30 protein-coding genes and 1 tRNA gene are annotated in these 18,401 nt (G+C 68.0%); 6 read left to right on the top strand and 25 right to left on the bottom strand.

Features of this window, described 5'->3' with window-relative positions; genetic code table 11:
- On the top strand, nt 1–2,542 hold a 2,542-nt coding region (infB, locus tag KUG39_RS14510; RefSeq protein WP_216918348.1), incomplete at its 5' end, for a translation initiation factor IF-2.
- A 4-nt stretch (nt 2,543–2,546) separates the two neighbouring features.
- Complete coding sequence (locus KUG39_RS14515) at nt 2,547–3,368, top strand: low-complexity tail membrane protein (RefSeq protein WP_216915935.1); 822 nt, start codon at nt 2,547–2,549, stop codon at nt 3,366–3,368.
- Here the strand turns inward: KUG39_RS14515 and KUG39_RS14520 are convergent.
- Nucleotides 3,285–3,542, bottom strand: a complete 258-nt coding sequence (locus KUG39_RS14520; protein WP_216915937.1) for a DUF3493 domain-containing protein — start codon at nt 3,540–3,542, stop codon at nt 3,285–3,287. The genes KUG39_RS14515 and KUG39_RS14520 overlap by 84 nt on opposite strands.
- Before the next feature lie 52 nt (nt 3,543–3,594).
- Between KUG39_RS14520 and KUG39_RS14525 the strand changes: the two genes are divergently transcribed.
- Nucleotides 3,595–3,666: transfer RNA gene (locus tag KUG39_RS14525), tRNA-Thr, on the top strand.
- Nucleotides 3,667–4,020: 354 nt separating this feature from the next.
- On the top strand, nt 4,021–4,233 hold the full coding sequence (locus KUG39_RS14530; protein ID WP_216915939.1) for a ribbon-helix-helix domain-containing protein: 213 nt from the start codon (nt 4,021–4,023) through the stop codon (nt 4,231–4,233).
- Between the two features lie 416 nt (nt 4,234–4,649).
- On the opposite strand, the gene KUG39_RS14535 is transcribed toward KUG39_RS14530, so the two are convergent.
- The 7 genes from KUG39_RS14535 to KUG39_RS14560 form a co-directional block, all read right to left on the bottom strand.
- Nucleotides 4,650–5,084 (bottom strand): hypothetical protein, encoded by a 435-nt coding sequence (locus KUG39_RS14535; RefSeq protein WP_216915941.1) that lies wholly within the window; start codon nt 5,082–5,084, stop codon nt 4,650–4,652.
- Between the two features lie 5 nt (nt 5,085–5,089).
- Nucleotides 5,090–5,215 (bottom strand): hypothetical protein, encoded by a 126-nt coding sequence (locus tag KUG39_RS17375; protein ID WP_286193212.1) that lies wholly within the window; start codon nt 5,213–5,215, stop codon nt 5,090–5,092.
- A 251-nt stretch (nt 5,216–5,466) separates the two neighbouring features.
- Complete coding sequence (locus KUG39_RS14540; protein ID WP_216915943.1) at nt 5,467–5,742, bottom strand: hypothetical protein; 276 nt, start codon at nt 5,740–5,742, stop codon at nt 5,467–5,469.
- Complete coding sequence (locus tag KUG39_RS14545) at nt 5,739–5,903, bottom strand: hypothetical protein (RefSeq protein WP_216915945.1); 165 nt, start codon at nt 5,901–5,903, stop codon at nt 5,739–5,741. Before KUG39_RS14545 ends, KUG39_RS14540 begins: the two co-directional genes overlap by 4 nt.
- A complete protein-coding gene (locus tag KUG39_RS14550) occupies nt 5,900–6,073 on the bottom strand; it encodes a hypothetical protein (protein ID WP_216915947.1) in 174 nt (57 codons plus the stop codon). Before KUG39_RS14550 ends, KUG39_RS14545 begins: the two co-directional genes overlap by 4 nt.
- A gap of 255 nt (nt 6,074–6,328) precedes the next feature.
- Nucleotides 6,329–6,640 (bottom strand): hypothetical protein, encoded by a 312-nt coding sequence (locus KUG39_RS14555; protein WP_216915949.1) that lies wholly within the window; start codon nt 6,638–6,640, stop codon nt 6,329–6,331.
- A 104-nt stretch (nt 6,641–6,744) separates the two neighbouring features.
- Entirely contained in the window at nt 6,745–6,909 is a 165-nt protein-coding gene (locus KUG39_RS14560) for a hypothetical protein (RefSeq protein ID WP_216915951.1), read from the bottom strand.
- A gap of 326 nt (nt 6,910–7,235) precedes the next feature.
- Between KUG39_RS14560 and KUG39_RS14565 the strand changes: the two genes are divergently transcribed.
- Entirely contained in the window at nt 7,236–7,658 is a 423-nt protein-coding gene (locus KUG39_RS14565; protein WP_216915953.1) for a hypothetical protein, read from the top strand.
- A 48-nt stretch (nt 7,659–7,706) separates the two neighbouring features.
- Here the strand turns inward: KUG39_RS14565 and KUG39_RS14570 are convergent, their stop codons facing one another.
- The 13 genes from KUG39_RS14570 to KUG39_RS14630 all read right to left on the bottom strand — a co-directional run bounded on the left by KUG39_RS14570 (nt 7,707) and on the right by KUG39_RS14630 (nt 15,017).
- Nucleotides 7,707–7,889, bottom strand: a complete 183-nt coding sequence (locus tag KUG39_RS14570) for a hypothetical protein (RefSeq protein WP_216915955.1) — start codon at nt 7,887–7,889, stop codon at nt 7,707–7,709.
- A 16-nt stretch (nt 7,890–7,905) separates the two neighbouring features.
- A complete protein-coding gene (locus KUG39_RS14575) occupies nt 7,906–8,094 on the bottom strand; it encodes a hypothetical protein (protein ID WP_216915957.1) in 189 nt (62 codons plus the stop codon).
- Nucleotides 8,091–8,303, bottom strand: a complete 213-nt coding sequence (locus KUG39_RS14580; protein ID WP_216915959.1) for a hypothetical protein — start codon at nt 8,301–8,303, stop codon at nt 8,091–8,093. The genes KUG39_RS14575 and KUG39_RS14580 overlap by 4 nt, the downstream gene beginning before the upstream one ends.
- Entirely contained in the window at nt 8,300–8,467 is a 168-nt protein-coding gene (locus tag KUG39_RS14585) for a ribbon-helix-helix domain-containing protein (protein WP_216915961.1), read from the bottom strand. The genes KUG39_RS14580 and KUG39_RS14585 overlap by 4 nt, the downstream gene beginning before the upstream one ends.
- 158 nt (nt 8,468–8,625) lie before the next feature.
- The gene (locus tag KUG39_RS14590) at nt 8,626–8,829 is read right to left on the bottom strand and encodes a hypothetical protein (protein ID WP_216915963.1); all 204 of its coding nucleotides are present in this window, start codon (nt 8,827–8,829) and stop codon (nt 8,626–8,628) included.
- A gap of 396 nt (nt 8,830–9,225) precedes the next feature.
- On the bottom strand, nt 9,226–9,384 hold the full coding sequence (locus KUG39_RS14595) for a hypothetical protein (RefSeq protein ID WP_216915965.1): 159 nt from the start codon (nt 9,382–9,384) through the stop codon (nt 9,226–9,228).
- Nucleotides 9,381–9,722, bottom strand: a complete 342-nt coding sequence (locus tag KUG39_RS14600; RefSeq protein ID WP_216918352.1) for a hypothetical protein — start codon at nt 9,720–9,722, stop codon at nt 9,381–9,383. The genes KUG39_RS14595 and KUG39_RS14600 overlap by 4 nt, the downstream gene beginning before the upstream one ends.
- A 25-nt stretch (nt 9,723–9,747) precedes the next feature.
- Nucleotides 9,748–10,125 (bottom strand): hypothetical protein, encoded by a 378-nt coding sequence (locus KUG39_RS14605; RefSeq protein ID WP_216915969.1) that lies wholly within the window; start codon nt 10,123–10,125, stop codon nt 9,748–9,750.
- Nucleotides 10,126–10,366: 241 nt separating this feature from the next.
- The gene (locus tag KUG39_RS14610) at nt 10,367–11,941 is read right to left on the bottom strand and encodes a DUF3987 domain-containing protein (protein WP_216915971.1); all 1,575 of its coding nucleotides are present in this window, start codon (nt 11,939–11,941) and stop codon (nt 10,367–10,369) included.
- Nucleotides 11,941–12,918, bottom strand: coding sequence for a PriCT-2 domain-containing protein (locus KUG39_RS14615; RefSeq protein ID WP_216915973.1), 978 nt, complete (start codon nt 12,916–12,918; stop codon nt 11,941–11,943). Before KUG39_RS14615 ends, KUG39_RS14610 begins: the two co-directional genes overlap by 1 nt.
- Entirely contained in the window at nt 12,918–13,082 is a 165-nt protein-coding gene (locus KUG39_RS14620) for a hypothetical protein (RefSeq protein ID WP_216915975.1), read from the bottom strand. Before KUG39_RS14620 ends, KUG39_RS14615 begins: the two co-directional genes overlap by 1 nt.
- A gap of 177 nt (nt 13,083–13,259) precedes the next feature.
- Nucleotides 13,260–13,457 carry a hypothetical protein gene (locus tag KUG39_RS14625; protein WP_216915976.1) on the bottom strand — a complete coding sequence of 66 codons (198 nt, stop codon included), beginning with the start codon at nt 13,455–13,457 and terminating at the stop codon, nt 13,260–13,262.
- 366 nt (nt 13,458–13,823) lie between these two features.
- The gene (locus tag KUG39_RS14630; RefSeq protein WP_216915977.1) at nt 13,824–15,017 is read right to left on the bottom strand and encodes a site-specific integrase; all 1,194 of its coding nucleotides are present in this window, start codon (nt 15,015–15,017) and stop codon (nt 13,824–13,826) included.
- A gap of 296 nt (nt 15,018–15,313) precedes the next feature.
- Here KUG39_RS14630 and KUG39_RS14635 point away from each other — a divergent pair, with 296 nt between their 5' ends.
- Nucleotides 15,314–15,805, top strand: coding sequence for a hypothetical protein (locus tag KUG39_RS14635; RefSeq protein ID WP_216915979.1), 492 nt, complete (start codon nt 15,314–15,316; stop codon nt 15,803–15,805).
- 4 nt (nt 15,806–15,809) lie between these two features.
- Here the strand turns inward: KUG39_RS14635 and KUG39_RS14640 are convergent, their stop codons facing one another.
- The 4 genes from KUG39_RS14640 to gluQRS form a co-directional block, all read right to left on the bottom strand.
- Nucleotides 15,810–16,178: an AbrB family transcriptional regulator gene (locus KUG39_RS14640; RefSeq protein WP_094587220.1), complete on the bottom strand. Its 369-nt coding sequence runs from the start codon at nt 16,176–16,178 to the stop codon at nt 15,810–15,812.
- A gap of 121 nt (nt 16,179–16,299) precedes the next feature.
- Nucleotides 16,300–16,563 carry a hypothetical protein gene (locus KUG39_RS14645; protein WP_094587222.1) on the bottom strand — a complete coding sequence of 88 codons (264 nt, stop codon included), beginning with the start codon at nt 16,561–16,563 and terminating at the stop codon, nt 16,300–16,302.
- 96 nt (nt 16,564–16,659) lie between these two features.
- The gene (locus KUG39_RS14650) at nt 16,660–16,965 is read right to left on the bottom strand and encodes a lactate dehydrogenase (protein WP_286193213.1); all 306 of its coding nucleotides are present in this window, start codon (nt 16,963–16,965) and stop codon (nt 16,660–16,662) included.
- 420 nt (nt 16,966–17,385) lie between these two features.
- Nucleotides 17,386–18,351, bottom strand: a complete 966-nt coding sequence (gene gluQRS, locus KUG39_RS14655) for a tRNA glutamyl-Q(34) synthetase GluQRS (RefSeq protein ID WP_216916029.1) — start codon at nt 18,349–18,351, stop codon at nt 17,386–17,388.
- Nucleotides 18,352–18,401: the final 50 nt, after the last annotated feature.

Consider the following 18,401-nt stretch of genomic DNA (forward strand, 5'->3'; position numbering starts at 1 on the left):
CAGCAGCCGGCCCGCCCCACCCTCGGCCCGGCCCCAACGGCCCGGTGCCCCGGCACCGATCCGTCCCGGCAGCGCCGGCGCCAGGGCCGGCTCGGCCCCAGGACGGCCCGGCCCCACCCCGCTCGAACTGGTCGGCAAGCCGATCCGCCGCGACTCGGCGGGTCCCGGCACCTCGGCCCCGGGTCGTCCGGCGGCCCCCGGCCGCCCGGGCATCCCCGCGGGGATGCGCAAGCCGATGGCCCCCGGCGAGCTGATGCAGCTCCAGAAGCCCACCGGTCGCCCCACCGCTCCGCCGCCGCGCCGGCCCGACCGCAGCGAAGGCGGCACCGAGGCCGGTGGTGAGACGGAGGGCGTCACCCGCCCGACCGCCACCCCGCCGGCGGCCCCCCGCCGCCCCGGCTTCCGGCCGCCCACGCCTGCCGGCGCCCGTGCCCCCGGTGCCCGGCGGCCCGACTGGGACGACAGCGCCAAGCTCGAGGCCCTGCGCAGCCGCACCCCGCAGAAACAGCGCACCAAGGTGCACATCATCGGCGAAAACGATGATGCCCTCACCGCCGAAACCGGCGGCTACGCCGGCGAGCAGGAAGCCCTGGTGCTCCAGGCCAGCCTGGCCCGCCCGGCCAAGCCCCGCTCCGCTCCTGGCACCGCTGCCAAGCCCACGGTGGCGGTGCGCAAGCGCAAGAAGGAGACCACCCGCCAGCGCCAGCGGCGCCGGGCGATGGAGCTGCGGGCCTCCCGCGAAGCCAAGGCCCAGCGGCCCGAGATGCTGATCGTGCCGGAGGGCAACCTCACGGTGCAGGAGCTGGCCGACCGCCTCGGCGTGGAGAGCTCCGAGATCATCAAATCCCTGTTCTTCAAGGGGATCAGCGCCACCGTCACCCAGACCCTCGACCTGCACACGATCGAGACGGTGGCCGAGGAGTTCGGCGTGCCCGTCCTCGAGGACGACGTCGAGGCCGCGGCCAAGAAGACCGTGGAGATGATCGAGGAGAGCGACAGGGCGCACCTGATCCGGCGCCCGCCCGTGGTGACCGTGATGGGCCACGTCGACCACGGCAAGACGAGCCTGCTCGACGCCATCCGCAAGACCCGCGTGGCGGCCGGGGAAGCCGGCGGCATCACCCAGCACATCGGCGCCTACCAGGTCGATGTGCCCCACGGCGACGAGCACCGCAAGATCACCTTCCTCGACACCCCGGGTCACGAGGCGTTCACCGCCATGCGGGCCCGCGGCACCAAGGTCACCGACGTGGCGGTGCTGGTGGTGGCCGCCGATGACGGCGTCCGTCCCCAGACCCTGGAGGCGATCAGCCACGCCCGCGCCGCCGAGGTGCCGATCGTGGTGGCGATCAACAAGATCGACAAGGAAGGGGCCCAGCCCGACCGGGTCAAACAGGAGCTCTCCGGTCTCGATCTGGTGGCCGAGGACTGGGGCGGCAACACCGTCATGGTCCCCGTGAGCGCCATCAAGGGGGAGAACATCGACAAGCTGCTGGAGATGATCCTGCTGGTCACCGAAGTGGAGGACCTGCAGGCCAACCCCGACCGGATGGCCCGCGGCACGGTGATCGAGGCCCACCTCGACAAGGCCAAGGGTCCGGTGGCCACCCTGCTGATCCAGAACGGCACCCTCAAGGCCGGCGACGTGCTGGCGGCCGGTCCGATCCTCGGCAAGGTGCGGGCGATGGTCGACGACACCGGCAAGCGGGTGAAGCAGGCCGGCCCGTCGAGCGCCGTGGAGGCCCTGGGCTTCAGCGAGGTGCCCACCGCCGGCGACGAGTTCGAGGTCTACGCCGATGAGAAGAGCGCCCGGGCGGTCGTCGGCGACCGGGCCACCGAGGCCCGGGCCACCCGCCTGGCCCAGCAGATGGCCTCCCGAAGGGTGTCCCTGGCGTCGATGTCGGGCCAGGCCAGCGAAGGCGAGCTCAAGGAGCTCAACCTGATCCTCAAGGCCGATGTGCAGGGCAGCGTCGAGGCGATCCTCGGATCCCTCGAGCAGTTGCCCCAGGAGGAGGTTCAGGTGCGGGTGCTGCTGTCGGCACCGGGCGAGATCACCGAAACGGACGTCGACCTGGCGGCCGCCTCGGGCGCCGTGATCGTGGGCTTCAACACCTCGATGGCCTCCGGTGCCAAGCGCGCCGCCGATGCCACCGGGGTGGATGTGCGCGATTACGACGTCATCTACAAGCTCCTGGAGGACATCCAGATGGCCATGGAGGGCCTGCTGGAGCCCGAGATGGTGGAGGAGAGCCTGGGCGAGGCGGAGGTGCGGGCCGTGTTCACGATCGGCAAGAGCGCCGTGGCCGGCTGCTACGTCACCAACGGCAAGCTGCAGCGCAACTGCCGCATCCGCGTCCACCGCGGCAAGGAGCTCGTCTACGAAGGCGACCTCGACTCGCTGCGGCGCAACAAGGACGACGTCAAGGAGGTGGCCACCGGCTTCGAGTGCGGCATCGGCTGCGATCGGTTCACCGGCTGGCAGGAGAAGGATCGGGTCGAGGCCTTCAAGCTGGTCACCCAGCGCCGGACCCTCAGCACCTGATCCCGTGACGCCCCGCGGCGAGCCGCTGCTCTGGCTCCAGCTGATCGCCCTCGGGGTGCTGCCGCTCGAGGCGTTGCTGCTGCTGCTGATCCTGGCCGGGAGCGACCCGGGCCCCCTGCCGGGCCTGGAGCGGCTGCTCTGCTGGGCGATCGGCGCCCTGGCCCCCTCCCTGCTGCTGGCCCGCCGTCCCGCCGACGTCTGGTCGCTGCTGCTGCTGCAGACCCCGCTGCGGGGCCGCCGGGAGCTGCAGCGGCGGCTCAGCCGGCTCCAGGCGGCCCCGGGGCTGGCTCTGGCCACCGCCGGCGGCGCCGCCCTCGCCCTGCCCCTGATGTGGTGGATCGATGGCCATGCCGCCGTGGCCGCGCCCATCACCCCCTTCGCCTCCTGCCCGCGCCTGGTGGCCCTGCTGCTGGCGGCCCTGCTGCTGGTGGTGATGCTGTGGCAGTGGCAGCAGCTGATCCAGTCCCTGTGGCTGCTGAGCCGCAGCCCCGAGGTCGTGGCCGCCACCCGCCCCCTCAGCCTGGAGGAACTGGAGCAGCAGCGCCTCTGCCTGGGCCTGCCCCTGCTGCTGCCCGAGCCCCTGAAGCTGGCCGAGGCGGTGATGCCGCCCGAAGCGACCCCGCCAGACGAAGCCCAGGAGCCACCCCCAGCCCAGCCGCCACCGGAAGCGCAGACGCCTGAGCCGCCACCGGAAACCCAGGCGCCCGATGTCCCAGACGCCGAACCCTCAGCCGTCGAGCCCTCAGCTGTCGGAGCGGTTGCGGTCGAACCAGAGCAGCCCCCCGAAGAGGCCGAAGGCGCCGACCTGGATCAGGAGATCGGCTGAGGCCACCTCAGAGCCGGCGGAGGCCCGCAGGGCCATGGTGGCCAGACCCAGCCCGGCGGAGGCCACCAGCGCGAACCACAGGGCCCGCCTGAGCCCCCGCCAGGGCGTCCTCGCTTCGCTGAGCAGACGCTGGCGCAGCGCCGGATCCAGGGATCTGTTCGGGTCGGATCCCATGGAGTGGCGCCCAGCAGGTGGTGATCCGACGAATGCTAATTTCTTGGCCGATGCCGGTGTAGCTCAGGGGTAGAGCAACTGATTCGTAATCAGTAGGTCGTCGGTTCAAATCCGATCACCGGCTTAGTTCCTGCAAGGCTTCTCAAGGATCACCGGAACGCCGCTCAGACAGCGTGCCCAGTCCGTGCCCAGTCCACAGCTCGGTGTGGCTCCATCGAGGCTCCCACCCTTCTCTCCCGCGAGTCGGCAGGATGCCTGTCTCCTCGTAGACCGGCCCACGAGCCCCTGATGGCGGGGATGATCAGCAGATGCCATCACTGCTGGGCGGCCGAGGGCACTGCTGCATCACGTTGCACCAGCTTGCGCCAGGTTACGGGGAAATCCCGTACAGTTGTTAGTAGCCCAAACGGCTACGGGGCACAGCGCCCTACCTGCACACCCAGAGGCCTCACGGCCTCGCCTTACCAAATCAAATCAAATGGCTCGCGTTGAACTGCGAATCAATGATGCGCTTGCTGCTGACCTAGAGAAATTCGCCGAGGCAGCAGGAGGGAATAAGAGCGAGGTCATCCGTCGCGCCATGACCCTCTATGCGCTTGCGAAAAAACAGATGGAGGATGGCGGGAGCGTTGTGTTCCGTCAGGAAGGCTCTGATGGCGAAGTCAAGGAGCAACAAATTCTGGCGCTCTAAGCATGCCGCCTACGATTAACCTCCCAGGGCTAGACCTGACTCAAGGGGGGCCAACAGGTCTTGGCGGAGTGCCCGATGGCCACCAGGTCAACTACTCAATGACCATCACGAAGGAGGAGACAGAAGACGAAGCAAAACACCGTAGACGCCGCGAATGGTGGACGCTTGTCTACTCGCTATGCCTCGTTGGGGTAGTTGTAGCTCTATGCGTCCACATAGCCCTTAATCCATCGGCAGGCAAGGAAGACCGGCAATGGGGATTGGCATTAATTGGTGTGTTAGTAGGTAATTTTTCAGGCTACATACTGAAAACGCAGAAGTAAGAGAGCTTCTCGGCACTGGGTTGCCAGCCAAAACAGTCGATGCAGATCACCAAGCTGCCCTGCTTCTGAGGCCAGCATCCCAGCCATTACAACCTACCCACCATTGAATGCCTTGAGCCAGGTATCCTTAAACGCTTTCTTGTAGTCAAACGGCTCAATTCCGCTGACCGGTTCAGTGCCTAAAACAGCGCCAGTCCAGGGGCGGGCTGGCAACAGTGTTCCATTCGATAATCGCGCACCTTCATGAACCGCAGCGGCATAAGGTGCAGTCCAGCGAAACTCTGCGCGGAGTCCATTGATGGTCGGTCCGGTATTGCTCTGGCGCAATAATCCGGTGTCGATGATGTTCCGGGGTGATCCTACTTCTTGTCCATTGCTGCGGATCGTAGTTACGGGATTCCAGCTATACACTGGCTTGGCTAGTGCGGCTTGAAATCTTGCGTTTAGTGTTTGAAATACTGCAGCCGCCGCTTTCTCTGAGGCTTGCCGAGCCTTGCCTCTGTAGTCGATGGTGAATCTGATCTTCATGGTCTTCAGGTGAACTCGGACAGGCCGCCGCGATCGAGGGCGTCGATCAGCAGCTCGCGGGCGGTGGTATGAATCGCCAGGCCACGCCATGCCGCCAGCTGCTCCAGCTGGGCCAGTGGTGCGCCACGCAACCGGAACCACACGCCACGGGCAGGTGGCAGCGGCTGGCGCGGTTCCACTGGGCCCAGGGCAGAGGCCATCCGGGCGTACCGGGCCCGGGCGTTTCGCTGCCGGCGTTCCCGCTCACCCGGTCTGATGTGGTACCTGACGGTGCTCTCGGGCACTCGCAGCGCCGTGGCGATCGCCGCATACGTGGCGCCGGCCTCCCTCATCTGCAGCGCCCTGATCGTCTTCGTCTGCGTCCATGGCCTGGGGTGCCTGCTCATCGGGCGCCCTCCAGCTGGCGCAGCTCGGCGAGGTTGGCGGCCAGCCGGCGCCGCAGCTGAGGCACGTCCGGATGCCTGTGGCGATCCTTGGTGATCCGCTCCAGCCAGTTGGTGTCCACCTCGATCTGGCGCCGCAGGTGAGCCTCCCGCTGGATGCGGCCGATCTCGCGGTGGGCAGCCATCCACGTGGGGCGGTCGGTCGCCGGGTCGAGGAGCACGGTCTGCAGCTCGCGGATCCGCTGGTCCGGGGTGGTAGCGGTGGCAGTGGTCATTCGGCCTCCAGCTCGGCCAGGGCGGCACGGGCCCGCTCCAGCTCCCGGGCGGCGAACGCCCGCAGCTGGGCCTCCTCACGGTCGTCACTGAGCACCCGCTCAGCCGCTTCGATCCGGGCGCGCAGGTTGGCGCGTCGGCCTGGAGCGATGGCGTCGATCATGACCGGGGCGCGGGGTGACGCTCCACGCCGTGGTCACGCTCCAGCTCGGCGTAGAGGGCATCGATCTGGCGGTTGGTGGCGGGGTCGTTCCACAGCGCCCGATCGGTGCGGCGGAAGAGGAGGTCGGTGATCTCGGCCTCGATGGTGGCGCGGTCTCGGGGTTCGGGCATGGGTGGGGACGGAGCATCGTCACCGGAGTTTTCCCGGTGCTGCATCCCGATGATTCCCGCTGCTCGAAACGGTTCCTATACCGATCCGCCGGGCCAATCCGGTCGACTGGTTGATACATAGGGGCCTGATGCACCGTTCCGGCCACGGTCGGCCGTGTCCAAGGCCAGGGCCACGGCCCAGATCCCCCGTCACCGCAGGGGCCGATCAGCGGCGCGTATCTGTGGCTTGGACAGGTGCGCAGCTTGGACAGGCCCTCAGCAGGCCACCGCCAGGGCCACCAGCTCGGCCTTCCTGATCCGCTTCGAGCGGGTGCCCACCATGGGCCGCAGGCGGGAGACGGGCAGGCCCTCGAGCTGCTCAGCCACCATGGCCAGCGGGTGGACGGCCGGGGGCGGGGCGGTGGTCGGCGGTGGCGTCATCACCCGGGCGGGTGATCCTGCAGGCCTCGATCGGGTGATGGTCAGCACCAGGGCGACGGCGGCGGCCACCAGCACGATCAGGGCCTCGGCCACCACCAGGCCGGCCAGCAGCAGCAGCTCGACCGGATGGGTTTCGTTCGTGTTCATGATTCCAGGGGCGAAGGATTCGCCCGGCGCCGCATCGCTTCCAGCAGCAGCCGGGCATGGGCCCCGGAACGGATCGACTCACCGGGGCGGGTGCCCCCGGTCCCTCACAGCAGGAACTCCGCATCGATGGCAGCGAGGTCACCCAGGCGACGGGTGATCTCCAGCTGCTCATCGATGAGCAGATCCCACTCGGCCAGGCATCCGTCGATCTCGGCCAGCAAGGCGTCGATCTCGGGATCCCCGGTGAGGGGTGCGGGTGTGTCGGCCATGGCGTCTCCGGTTGGTGGCGAGCCCCTGGCGGGACTCAGGAGGGGTGCCAGGAAGAACCACCACCGGAGAGCGGGACCGACTCCCGCGGGTTATTCAGTTGTCGAGGATCAATGGGGCGGGCGCCTCACCCAGCTGGTCCCCACCGCGGGGTCTTTCGTCAGTGCCTGCTGGTGGCCGGGTGCCGATCCTGCAGCGGTGGGGGCGCCGTGGCGCTCGGGGGTCGTTCCTGTTGATCAGGGCCGGCTCAGCGGCTGCTCCTGATGTACGAATCTTAGCGCATTGCACAGGGAAAAATCAGGGGACGTCATGTCGTTATTACTCACCCATGGCCAAAGACATCCACTCCCTGAGCAAGAGCATGCTGGGCATGGCCGCATGGCCTGATGAGCGCGACTTCCGCACCGGCCAGCCGGTGGCCCGCCCCGCCGCGAGGCCGAGCGATCGATTCATGCCTCTCGCTCCGGCTGCTGCTGCTCCGGCGGCTGCTGCCCCAGGAGCGCCGGCTGCACCGCCGCTGGCTGCCGACATCAGGCGCCAGAGGGAATCACTCGCCGAACACGCATGGCCCGATGACCTCGGGATGGTGGCACCCAGTCAGCAGGGCCAGGACGATGCCGACCCCGACGCGATGACGGACGAGGAAGAACTGGCCGGACTCGAAGAATCCCTCGCGCTGCTGCGGGAGCGCCAGGCGGTGCTGAAGGAGAGGCTCCAGGCCAAGGCCATGTCCGACCGGGCGGGCCGCTGATCAGCCGGGCAGCCGGATGCGTCACCTCCGGGAGGCGCCCCCCGCGGCTCATTCAGGATCCGAGAACTCATCACCCAGCCACTCCACGAGGAACTCCCTGATGAAAGAGTCTGGGCATCCCAGGCTCCCCTTCAGGTCCCTGAGCTGGTCCATGATTTCGGTGTATGCCGGGGCGATCTCGAAGTTCAGCTGATCGTCTGTGGGCTGCCATCTGGCGGGGGTGGTGGTCATGGTGGTGAGGGTGAGTTCAGTCATTGGGGGCCACCAGCATCAGGCACCGCTCCAGGTCGGCGGCGGCCAGCTCCACGGCCAGCAGCTGCTCCAGGCGGTGGCCCTGCAGGTTCGTGGTCGGCTGCAGGCCCAGCAGCCGCTGGATCGCAGGGAGCCGCCGGGCCAGCAGATCGGCCTCTGCCGTGGTCTCGCAGATGATCTTCACGGGCGGGCCTCCAGGGTGGGGACGACCGCGGCGACGTTCACCCGGACCATCCGGCGCTGGGCACCCAGGGGCGCCAGGTCGATGAGCTCGCGGCCGAACCGCCAGCGGGATTTCCGATTGGCATCGGCCTCGGCGATGAGCCGGCGGATGTGGCGGGGGCTGCAGCCCAGCGCCTTGGCGGCCTGGGGGATGGTGTGGAGGATCCTCATTGCGCGGCCCCCCGGGTGGTGGTGAGCTCCGGCAGATCCCGCAGGCCGGTCTCGATGAGATAGCTGCCCAGGTTGCTGACGGTACGCCGCTCAGCCTGTGCGCGGGCCTTCAGTGCCTCGGCCAGGCCGGGCGGCAACACGACTTGAACGCGAATTCCTTCCATGGTTGGTGGCGTGGTTGGTGTGTGAATGGACTGGCCTTGTCTAAGGCCTGCCGAAGGATGTTACGGCCCTTGTCTTATCTTTTGACGTCTTAATCCTGGCCGGCCAGCTATGCCGTCTTGATCTGGATTAAGACCAGGTGACGATCGTGACGCTGCCGTCACTTCTCCAGCAGGCGGATCGCGGCCATCGCCTCGGCCTGGGTGAAGGCGTAGAAAGGCTCACCGCTGGGCAGCTCGAAGCTCCAGCGCTGCGACCCATCGACACGGCGACGGGAGTTGAATCGGGTCTGGGATCCAGGGCGGCAGGCGCCAGTGGACCAGGTGTCAGCGACGGCGACGCCGCGGTACAAGAAATCAGGCATGGCAGGGCGGTGTGTGTGGTTTTCGCCCTGCCCTACCACATTGGCCATCCGCCCAGGGGACAAGCGGCGGCCGTGTTGGTTGAATCGTACCCCAGGTCCATGGGCCCGGCACTGGCACAGGGCCCTCTGAGACTCATGTCCAACGGGCTGTCCATGACGCCGATAGGCGCCGCGGTTCCCAGGTTGAGACCGTCCAGGGCCTCGAAGCGGTGGACGTGAGACAGGCGGATCGTTCCTGCTGCTGGGCCCGCTGGCACACCACCACGCTGATCATCTGCCTCACCAGACAGGGCAGCCGTGACGCATGACGAACCGCCGTCACGCTGGCGTCACGCCTGCAGACCCACTGCAGCACCTGGCAGGGCGGCGGGCCATGACGTTGTGACGCGGTTTCGGTCAGATCAGGTCCAGGCGGCCCAGATCGCTGCTCCAGGCGGCTTCCTGATCGGCCAGGGGCGGCGGCGTCACGGGCACCGGCCGCCAGCTGACCGGAGGCGCCGCCCGGCGCCTGGGCGGCCGCTGGGGACGTGGGCGCAGCCTGGTGGTGGCCGTCATGCCTGGGCACCATCGGCGGGTGCTGCCGGGGCCTCCTCGGGGGCCTCGATGAGCTTGCCCAGGTCGTTGGCGTTGATCGCCTCGCGCAGCAGGTGCCATGGGCAGCGCACCACCTCCTTGTGCTTGTTGCGCACCAGGCCGTCGACGTTGTTGTAGACGCCGACGAATCGGAGGCCGGTGATCAGCGGCTTCCCGGGCTGGCAGATCGCCATGGCGGTGCCGGGCGGCAGGGCCCTGAGGCGTTCGCGGTGTTCGATGCGATCGGCAGCGGTCATCGGTGCCGCGGGGCTGGGCTGGGGCTGGGCGGTGGTCTTCGAGCTGGTGGTGGGGCGTGGCATGGGGGGGATGAAGGTGGTGGTGAGGTCAGGCAGCAGGCCGAAAGCACCAGGGCCTCGCATCCCAGACCCTGCAGCCGGTCAGCTCATGCACCAGGGCAACGACCGGATGGATGGCCTTGTCGGTGTGCTCTCTGGCGTTACCGCCGAGATCCCAATCGATGGGGCGATGGGTGATGGTGGTGTCGCCATCACCAGCCCATTCGGACCGGTCGCAGATGGTCAGGATCCCTTCGCGGGTGCGGATCGCCCACTCGACGGTGACGCGATCCAGGGCGTCACCAGCGGCTGCAGATGCGTGTGGTTGGCCGAAGGCCTCGACCAGCTGGTCGAAGTCACAGAACACCTTCCCGACCAGCGACGTGCCGGCGGTCAGGTGGGAAGCGTCCTCAAAGGTGGGGGTCATGGGTCCAGGGGGTGTGGGTCGTGCGTGGGTCGTGGTGTGGGTCGCAAATCCCTTGCGGTGACTGGATGTGGGTCGTGTGGGTCGTGTGGGTCGTTTCTGGCGTTTCTGTGGCTGGGGAGGGTGAAAACAGGAAGTAGGAAAAAAACAACCCACACCACCCACATACCTTCAGAAGCACTGCAACGACTGGCGGGAGGATGTGGGTCGATGGCGACCCACATCCAACCCACACGACCCACGGTCAGGGGGGTATGGCACCCGTGGCCCTGTAGCGGGGCTGGCCGCCGTCGCTTGTGACTTCCCCCACCTGGAGCTCCTCGAGGTGCTTCATGGCGGCGGCCACCAGGTCACGGTCGACGGCCATCCGTTCCTTCTTGCTGAGCGCATGCCGCACGTCCCGCCAGCCGATCGGCTTCCTCTGCCTTTCCGCCGTTCGGTGGACCTTCCGCATGAGCTCCGAGACTCCGCCCTCCCCCACGGCCGCCAGCTGGCTGTGGAGGCCCAGGGCCCAGCCGTCCAGGTGCGTGACATAGGCCATGGCGCGCTGGAGCACCGGCAGCCCGATCGGGGCGGCATCGGCCTCTTCCCCGGCGACGATCCGCTGGAGCTGCAGCAGCCCCGCCACCCGGAGCACCTTCCCGGCTTGCTTGCCGTGGATGGCGCGGTGCGGGTCGAGGGTCGCATCGAGCTGGTGACGCTGGCAGGCAGCCTCGAACTGGCTGAATGCGGCCAGGGCCTCGGCGTCGAGTTGATAGACGCGGCAGGGAAGGGTGTAAAAGTGCCGGCTGATTGTCTGGAGTGTGTTCCAGGCCGCGGCCACCTCCTCCCGTTCTTCGGGGCTGATCGTCGTGGGCAATGGCGCCACCCGATCGGGGAGAGGAGCGAACAGGAAACGGGCCCACTTGCCGGTGGGGTCGCCACCCTTCGCCAGATCAGCCAGCACCGCGGGCTGGGTGTTGCCGTAGATGCTGAGGTGACAGCGGCTGTAGGTGCGATCACCGGCCGTCACCCGGAGCGATGCGAAGGCATCACCGTCGTAGAGCTCCAGCAGCTGCTGCTCATCACCGCCGCGGCCGCCGCGGTAGGCGTTGAGGGTGCCCAGCAATCCGGCGATCTCATCACGGGCCACCAGCAGCCCCAGGCCGGCCTCCTCCTGACGTGCGAGCTGGGCGGCGAGGGCCTCTCCTGTGTAGTCCTGGATCTGCAGGCGGAGGGGGCGCGGTTCCTGTTCCCGCTCGGCTGGCTTGATGCCTCGATTCTTTTCCCGGATCGCTTCCACCTGCCGCTTGTGCTCGGCGGCCAGCTCCACCCGGAGAGGCTTGGAGGGTGCCTCGACAAGCAGCCGTTGGAGTGGTGACTTCTTCGAGCCGGAGGCGCCGACGATGCAGGCGTAGAGGTTGAGCGGCACCTCGTATCCGGTGAGGGGGTTTCCGCAGATCCGCGTGCCGAGCTTGGCCAGGCCCGACTGGCCGGCGAGGAAGGCCAGGGCGATGGCGGGATCGTCGTAAGGCAGGTGGCGGGTGATGGCCCGCAAGGCGGCGGCGATGGAGGCGGGGAGCAGGTAGTCGAGGGTGAGCCACAGCCCCAGCGCATGCCGGTCCATCTCACCCAGGAGGGTGGCGGTTTCATCGGCCAGCTGCTGCTGCTGCTCCAGCTGGTCGCGGATGGCCGCGGCCATGTTCCGCAGCGTCTGCTGGGAGGTGTCGTATTTGGCGGAGAGGGCTTCGATCTGCTGCTCAAGGGACGCGGCATCGATTCCGCTTGCCAGGGCCTGCTCCAGAGAGGTGCGGGCGTCCTGCAGTGCAAGGGCTGTCATCAAGTCGCCCTCCTGCTGCGGGCGGCATGGCCGGCAGATCCAGTGCTGCGCTTCCGGCTGCGCTTCGGCTCCTGATAGCCGCCAGCCTTGGCCAGGTGGTGGAGGGTGCGGATGGTGGCGGGCGTGCCCTTGTAGGCCTTGCCGAACGACTCCCACTTCGCCAGGCACTCGGCTTCATCGAAGTTCGGCATCTGCCGGGACCAGTCGCACCACGCCGCCAGGAGGCCGGGGTCGGTGTGGTGCAGTGCCATGCCGACCCGCAGCCAGCTGTTGTAGCTGCTGTGTTCCGCTGCCGGGATGCAGGCGAGCATCCGCAGGGCCCGGTCGGCATCGTCGGCGGTGGGCTCCACCGGGGGCGCGTCCGTGTGCTCCTGGGCGGCCAGCAGGTGCTCCAGCAGCCAGTCCGGCGCCATCGCCGGATCGGGGATGTCCTGGGGGCTGCAGCCTGGCAGCCAGCGGTAGCGGCCGGTTTCGGGATGGGCGCCGATGATGACGGCCTGATGGCGGTCGCCACGCAGCTCCCAGAGCGTCACCGGCGCCGGCTTGCCGTTCTTCCCCAGCGGATCGCCTTCCCGCCATGGCCGCTCGAATGCCCGGCGGTTTCGTAGGTATGGCCACCATTCCTCAGGCACCTGGAAGGCATGTCCGCTCCGGCCTGGCTTGCCACTGGTCCAGCCGATGGTGCGTGGCAGGTCGGTGATCGGGTGGCCGGTGACCTCCTGGAAGGACTCGCGCCAGCCCTCGGCATCCAGGTCAAGCCCCACCACGCCAGAGCACGGGCCAGTCTTCAGGCCCCAGGCCGGCGGGCCACTGCCGTTCAGTGCGGCGGCATCGTCCGGGCTGTAGTCGTCGAGGTCGTACCAGCCATCGCCTGCGATGGGAGCCTTGTTCCGGCCGACCCGTACCAGTCGCCAGTCGCTGGGCAGGTCGGCCAGCAGCTCGACCCAGCTCCCAGCCGTCGAAGGTGTGGCGGCCATCAGAACGACTCCTCCAGCTCAACCGCCAGGGCCTCCTCAGCCGCCAGGGCCGCCTCCAGTGCTTCTTCGAGCTCCAGCTCCTCCAACGGCGTCACGTCCTCTCCGTTGAGTCGGGCCTCCTGCAGATCGTTGAGCTGCTCCTGGAGAGAGAAGGCCAGTGCCACGGGGTCGATCCCCTCAGTTATGACGACCGGTGGGAAATAGTCAGGTTTCGGGTTAGATTGATGGAAGGTCATGGTTGCTGCCGTGATTGCGCCTGCCCAGCGCGAGGAGTGAACTGCCGGCCCTACCGGCGGTGACACGAGCCCTCCCACAGCGGGGGGCTTTCGTGTTGGTGGTGATCAGGCCTTGGCAGCCCTGGGCGCCCGGCTGGCAACGGCGAAGGCCTTCTGCGTCTTCTCGGCATCCCACACCCAGGGGGAACGGGGCGCGGGGGAGCTGCGGCGAAAGTGCGTCCCCTCGATGAGGAACTGCCGCTCGTCTTCGAGCTTGCGGTAACGCATCAGGGTGACGACACTGATGCCCAGCGAGTCCGCCATCGTGCTGGTGTCGACCCATCGGAGCGCGGTGGAAGATGCCATGTGAAGGAGTGAAGACTGATCAGACAGTACCGGTCCTTTTCGGTCTTGCACCGTCTATTCCTTGCACGTTTTGGCAAACAATCCGCCCCGTTTTACACGAGAGTAAATGTCTTTATGGATCCCGTGTAAAACCAGATAGGCATTAGATAGCGGTTTCGTCTTACACGAGATGCCGCCGCACCTGGTCGAGGGGCCAGCAGGGCGAAGGGATGTGCAGCCGGATGGCCTGGGAGTCACCTGCAGCTGGCCGTCGCCGGATCCCCTCCTGGGCCAGCGGATCACCGGGACGATCGTGAAACCGTCCCCTGAGGCCAGTGCGCCGGCTCAGCCGATCGCGTCGAACGCCTCGGCCGTGGTGTCCTCCGTCGCACTGATGTAGCTGTCGGAATGGACCCGCAGGCTGTGGCCCATCGCCGTGGAGATCGCCGCGGTGTTCGGGACCCGCTGGTGCGCCCGGGTGGCGTAGGCGTCGCGCAGGCTGTACGGGCGCACCCAGAGGCCTCGGGCCTTGTAGCTGTCCACCAGCTCCTGCCAGGCCGGCGACCGGCGGAGGAAGGTGCCCAGGGCGTACTTGTCAGAAAGGGGCGGCAGCGGCAGCTGGCCGATCGCCATGGCGCCCACCAGGTTCCAGAGCACCGGCTCACCGCCGGCATCATGCAGCGGCACCGGGAACAACCACCGCGGCGGGGTCGAGCCACGGCCACAGACCTTCTCGTAGCCGCACCACATCCGGAGTTCGCCGGAGCGGGGGTCGACGCGGGCCTCCAGGTGGTTCAGCTCCTCGGGACGGAGGCCGTAGAGCGCCAGCAGTTTCAGCGCGTTCGCCCACGGCTCGTTGCTGATGCTGGCGATCAGCTGCAGGATCTCGGTGTCGGTGAGGGTGGTCTTCTCCCGCCGGTCGCCGGGCACCACCCGGCCCTTGAGCCGCTTCCTGGAGCTGGCGCTTACTCTCCAGCTGTCGCTGAGTCCATGGTGATCGATCCCGAAATCGAGCCACCGGCAGATGGCGTTCACCGCCACCACCCTGCTGCGGGGCATCGCCGCCCAGGGCATCAGCACCCTGCTGATCAGGTCGTAGCCGTTGGTCGGCGGCCGGCCCGCCTCGAGCTCAGCCACGGCCGCGGCGAGGAACCTGCCGTAGGTGTCGGTCCAGGTGGATGCCTTGATCCGGTCGTGGGTCTTGAGGTCATGGCGGAAGGCGTCCACCAGCTGGGCCCACTGGCCGCGGCTGTCGACGTTGGCGGTATCGGGCGCCGTCTCGAGGCGCAGGGCATCCCGCAGGGAGCGGTTGCCGATGGTGGTGGCGCGGTGCAGGCGGCCGATCAGGTCCAGGGCCGGCTTCACGCTGTGCGCACCCCATTCGAGGGGCAGGGTGACGCTCGACCCCTTGCCCTCGGCGCCATAGCGGACCGAGAGGCGGATGCTTCCCCTGCTCTCCTTGACCGACCACCCGCGGCCGGCGATGGCATGGACGGCGAAGCGGAAACCGGTGAGCCAGTTCGGCGTGGGAGATGCCATGAAGGGCTGGGCACGGAGGGCGGAACCGGGGGCGCGTGCCCAGTTATCGGCCCAGTCTGGCCGATCACGACCGATCACGACAAGTCAGAACCCAGGCGGGGACTGAAGCGGCCTGCGGCCACAGCGGCCTCTGACCCGTTCGTAATCAGTAGGTCGTCGGTTCAAATCCGATCACCGGCTTCTTCGCTCCCCTCGCTCCCGTTGCCAGCCGGCGGTCCTGAGGCTTCCGACGCGCCCGCTTGCGGCGAGGGATCTCCCCACCATCGTTGGCCACTCCAGCGCTGCCCTGAACGGCCATGGATGATCTGAAGGCCCGGCATGAACGGCTGATTGAGAGCCACCACGGGGCCCTCTGCTTGGCCGCCGAACGCCTGCTGGCGGAGCCGGCATGGTCGCTGGCGACGACGGCCCTGCTGCTGCGGGCCGCAGGCCAGGACCGCAGCCAGGTGGTGGCCGTGGGGGACCTGGGACGCTGGATCGAGCATCTCGGGCCGGATCTGGATGCCTTCGTGCGGCTGCGACGCCGGGGGGTCGACGTGGGCGAGGCCTATGCCCGCTGCCGCGCCATCGAGGGGGAAACCTTCCTGGGCGCCTGGGAGGGCCTGGAGGGTCAGCGGCCCCTGGTCAGCCACGACGACCTCAACCAGTTCGCCGTGCTGTCACAGCAGGGGTTCGCGCGATCACCCCGAAACCTGCTGGTGGTGGTGAACTGGGGCGAACGGGTGACGGCGTTCCTGGTGGCCTGCGATCGCCAGAGAAAACGGTCATCACCCGCCGGGACGGGCTGAAGCTTCAGTCGTCGTCTTCGGTGGAGCCGGCGGGAATCAGGCGAATCTGCTTACGGCCGAGCTTGATCTCGAATTCATCGCCGGGCTGCAGATCGAGCATGGCGGTGTAGGCCTTGCCCACCAGAAGATTGCCGTTCCCCTGGACGGTGGCCACGTAGCTGAGTTTGCGGCCACCTTTGGAGGCACCCTTGCCACCGCCTTCGCCCAGGCTGACGCCCTTGGCTTCCAGCAGAGCCTCGTAAAAGGCCGTGAAATTCAGACGTTCCGCCCCGTCCTTCTTGGTGCTGACGTAGCCGCAACCACGCACCAGATCGGATTTCGAGACATCGCCCAGTTCCTTGACCTTGGCCAGGAGATCAGATCCGGTAAGCATCGGAAGTAGGAAAGACCTTTCGACTCACACTATAAAGGTTTCGTCGCTTGTCGCCATTGGAGGATCTGCCCATGGCGCCCTGCCGATTGATGCCACGAACCAACGCCAACCCGTGGCGGCTTCAGCAGAGGGCGATGGGCCACTCCACCTTCACCACGTCGAAGTCGTCACCACCGAGGCGATTGAGTTCACCGGCGGCGCGCACGGCCGCCTCGTGGGTATGGAACAGATAGGCCGAGGTCGGTTCGCTCACGTCCCCGAGGCCCTGGTCGTCGGGACGGATGGAGACGTAGGAACCGTCAGAGAGACGCTGCAGCACATAGCGCTCGGCCTGGGTGCATTCCAGGGGATGGGCCGGATCGATCTCGGGCGCCCAGAAATGCATCACAACCCCCGTGAGTGACCCTTCTGAACTACTCCAGAGGACCCGCTGGCCGCGAGGGGGCGCCACATGTCGTTGCAACCTGACCGTTCCGGCCGCTCATGTCTCATTGCCACCGAAGTCATCGTCATAGCCCTGGTAGGGCTCGAATTCACTCCAGCCGGGACTGGCGTTCTGCAGCAAGCCGTAGCGGGCGTCCACGTCATTCATCAGGGTGTTGCCGGTGGGCACCGTGTCGCAGGTGATCGACCCATCGGCGCCGGTGACGCAATTCTCGAACTGCACGTTCGCCAGGGCCCTGCCCGCTCCCCCCACCAGGACGAGCAGCAGGAAGCCGGCCAGGTAGCCCGCCCGGACCCCGAAGCCGGGCCGGGAAACGTCGCTGGGCTGGGGAGCGTCGGCCATCACCGGAGGGGGCATCTGCTGGGATGATGGCACCGCTTCAACACCCGCACCGATGTACACCGACTGGACGGCCGTGATCCTGCTGCTGCTGACGGCGGCGCCCCTGGCCGTGGTGGTGGCCACCGCCGCTTTCTTCATCTGGCGGAAGAAACGGACCTCGAAGTGACCATCCGGAAGAGGACCCCTTCGCCCCCCATGGCCGGGGAGCGGCCCTGGCCGAGGCAGTCGAGGCAGGTGCGGTAACGCTGATCATCGATGCGCAGCAGGCCGCTGCCGCCGCACTGGGGACATCGGCTCTGTCCGAGGGACTGGCCCCTCGACACGGGGGCAGGAACCTGGGCAGCCGTGGCCGGTTCGCAGGGGTTTGTTTTCATCTCCTCACTGTGCCTCGCCCAGACCCCCTGGATCCCGAAATCTTCCTTAAGCCTTGGCGCCCTGCCCCCGGCGCAGGCAACCCTGCAGGACCTCGATGCTCAGGCCGTCCGCCAGCTCGAGGGCACTGAGCCGGCTGCCCGTCGGCACCAGGTCGAGGCTGGCGGCCAGGGCCCCGATCACCCCGGGGGCATCAAGGCCCCGGCGCCGCAGACCGGCCAGCCCCTCGGCCCCCTCCCGCTTGCTCAGCCGCTCCCCCTGGCCATCCCGCCACAGGGGCACATGGGCATAGGACGGCGGGTCGGCGCCGAGGGCGGCCATCACGGCCACCTGGGCCCCGGTGGAGGGCCAGAGATCCTCCCCTCGCACCACCTCGCTGATGCCCATCAGCAGCTCATCCACGGCTGTGGCCAGGTGGTAGGCCACCACCCCGTCGGCCCGGCGCAGCACCACGTCTCCCACGTCGGCGGGGCCGTCCTGGCCGCCAGCGGACCCGCAGCGTTCCTGCCAGCGCAGGGCGCCGGGCTCCAGGTGCAGACGCCAGCTGGGCAGCCGCCCGGCCTGGGGGCCCCACAGGGGCGGGCGATTCCGGCAGTAGCCCGGATACACCGCCAGCGCCCCGTGGGGCGCGGAAACATCGGCCAGCAGCCGCCTGCTGCAGCGGCAGGGATAGAGCCGTCCTGCCTGGCGCAGGGCCGAAAGAACGGTGGCGTAGATGCCGCGGTGGTCGCTCTGCCGGGCCACGGGACCATCCCACTTCAGACCGAGCCAGCGGAGGTCGTCGAGGATCGAGGCCTCGGCGCCCGGCCGGTTGCGGGGCCCGTCGAGATCATCGATGCGCAACAGCCAAACACCGCCCCTCAGCCGGGCTTCGAGCCAGCCGAGCAGGGCGGTGCGGAGGTTGCCCCGGTGCAGGGGACCGGTGGGGGAGGGGGCGAAACGGGTGCGGTAGCCCTGCCGCCTGAGCTCCAGACCCGCGGCGAGGCGTTCCTGGAGATGGAGGGGCAGCCGCAGGGGAGGTGTGGAAACCCCTGAGGCCGTCGTCATGCCAGGAGTGCGGCCGC

Origin of the sequence: Synechococcus sp. CCAP 1479/10 (assembly GCF_019038515.1) — a bacterium.
Classification (GTDB): Bacteria; Cyanobacteriota; Cyanobacteriia; order PCC-6307; family Cyanobiaceae; genus Cyanobium.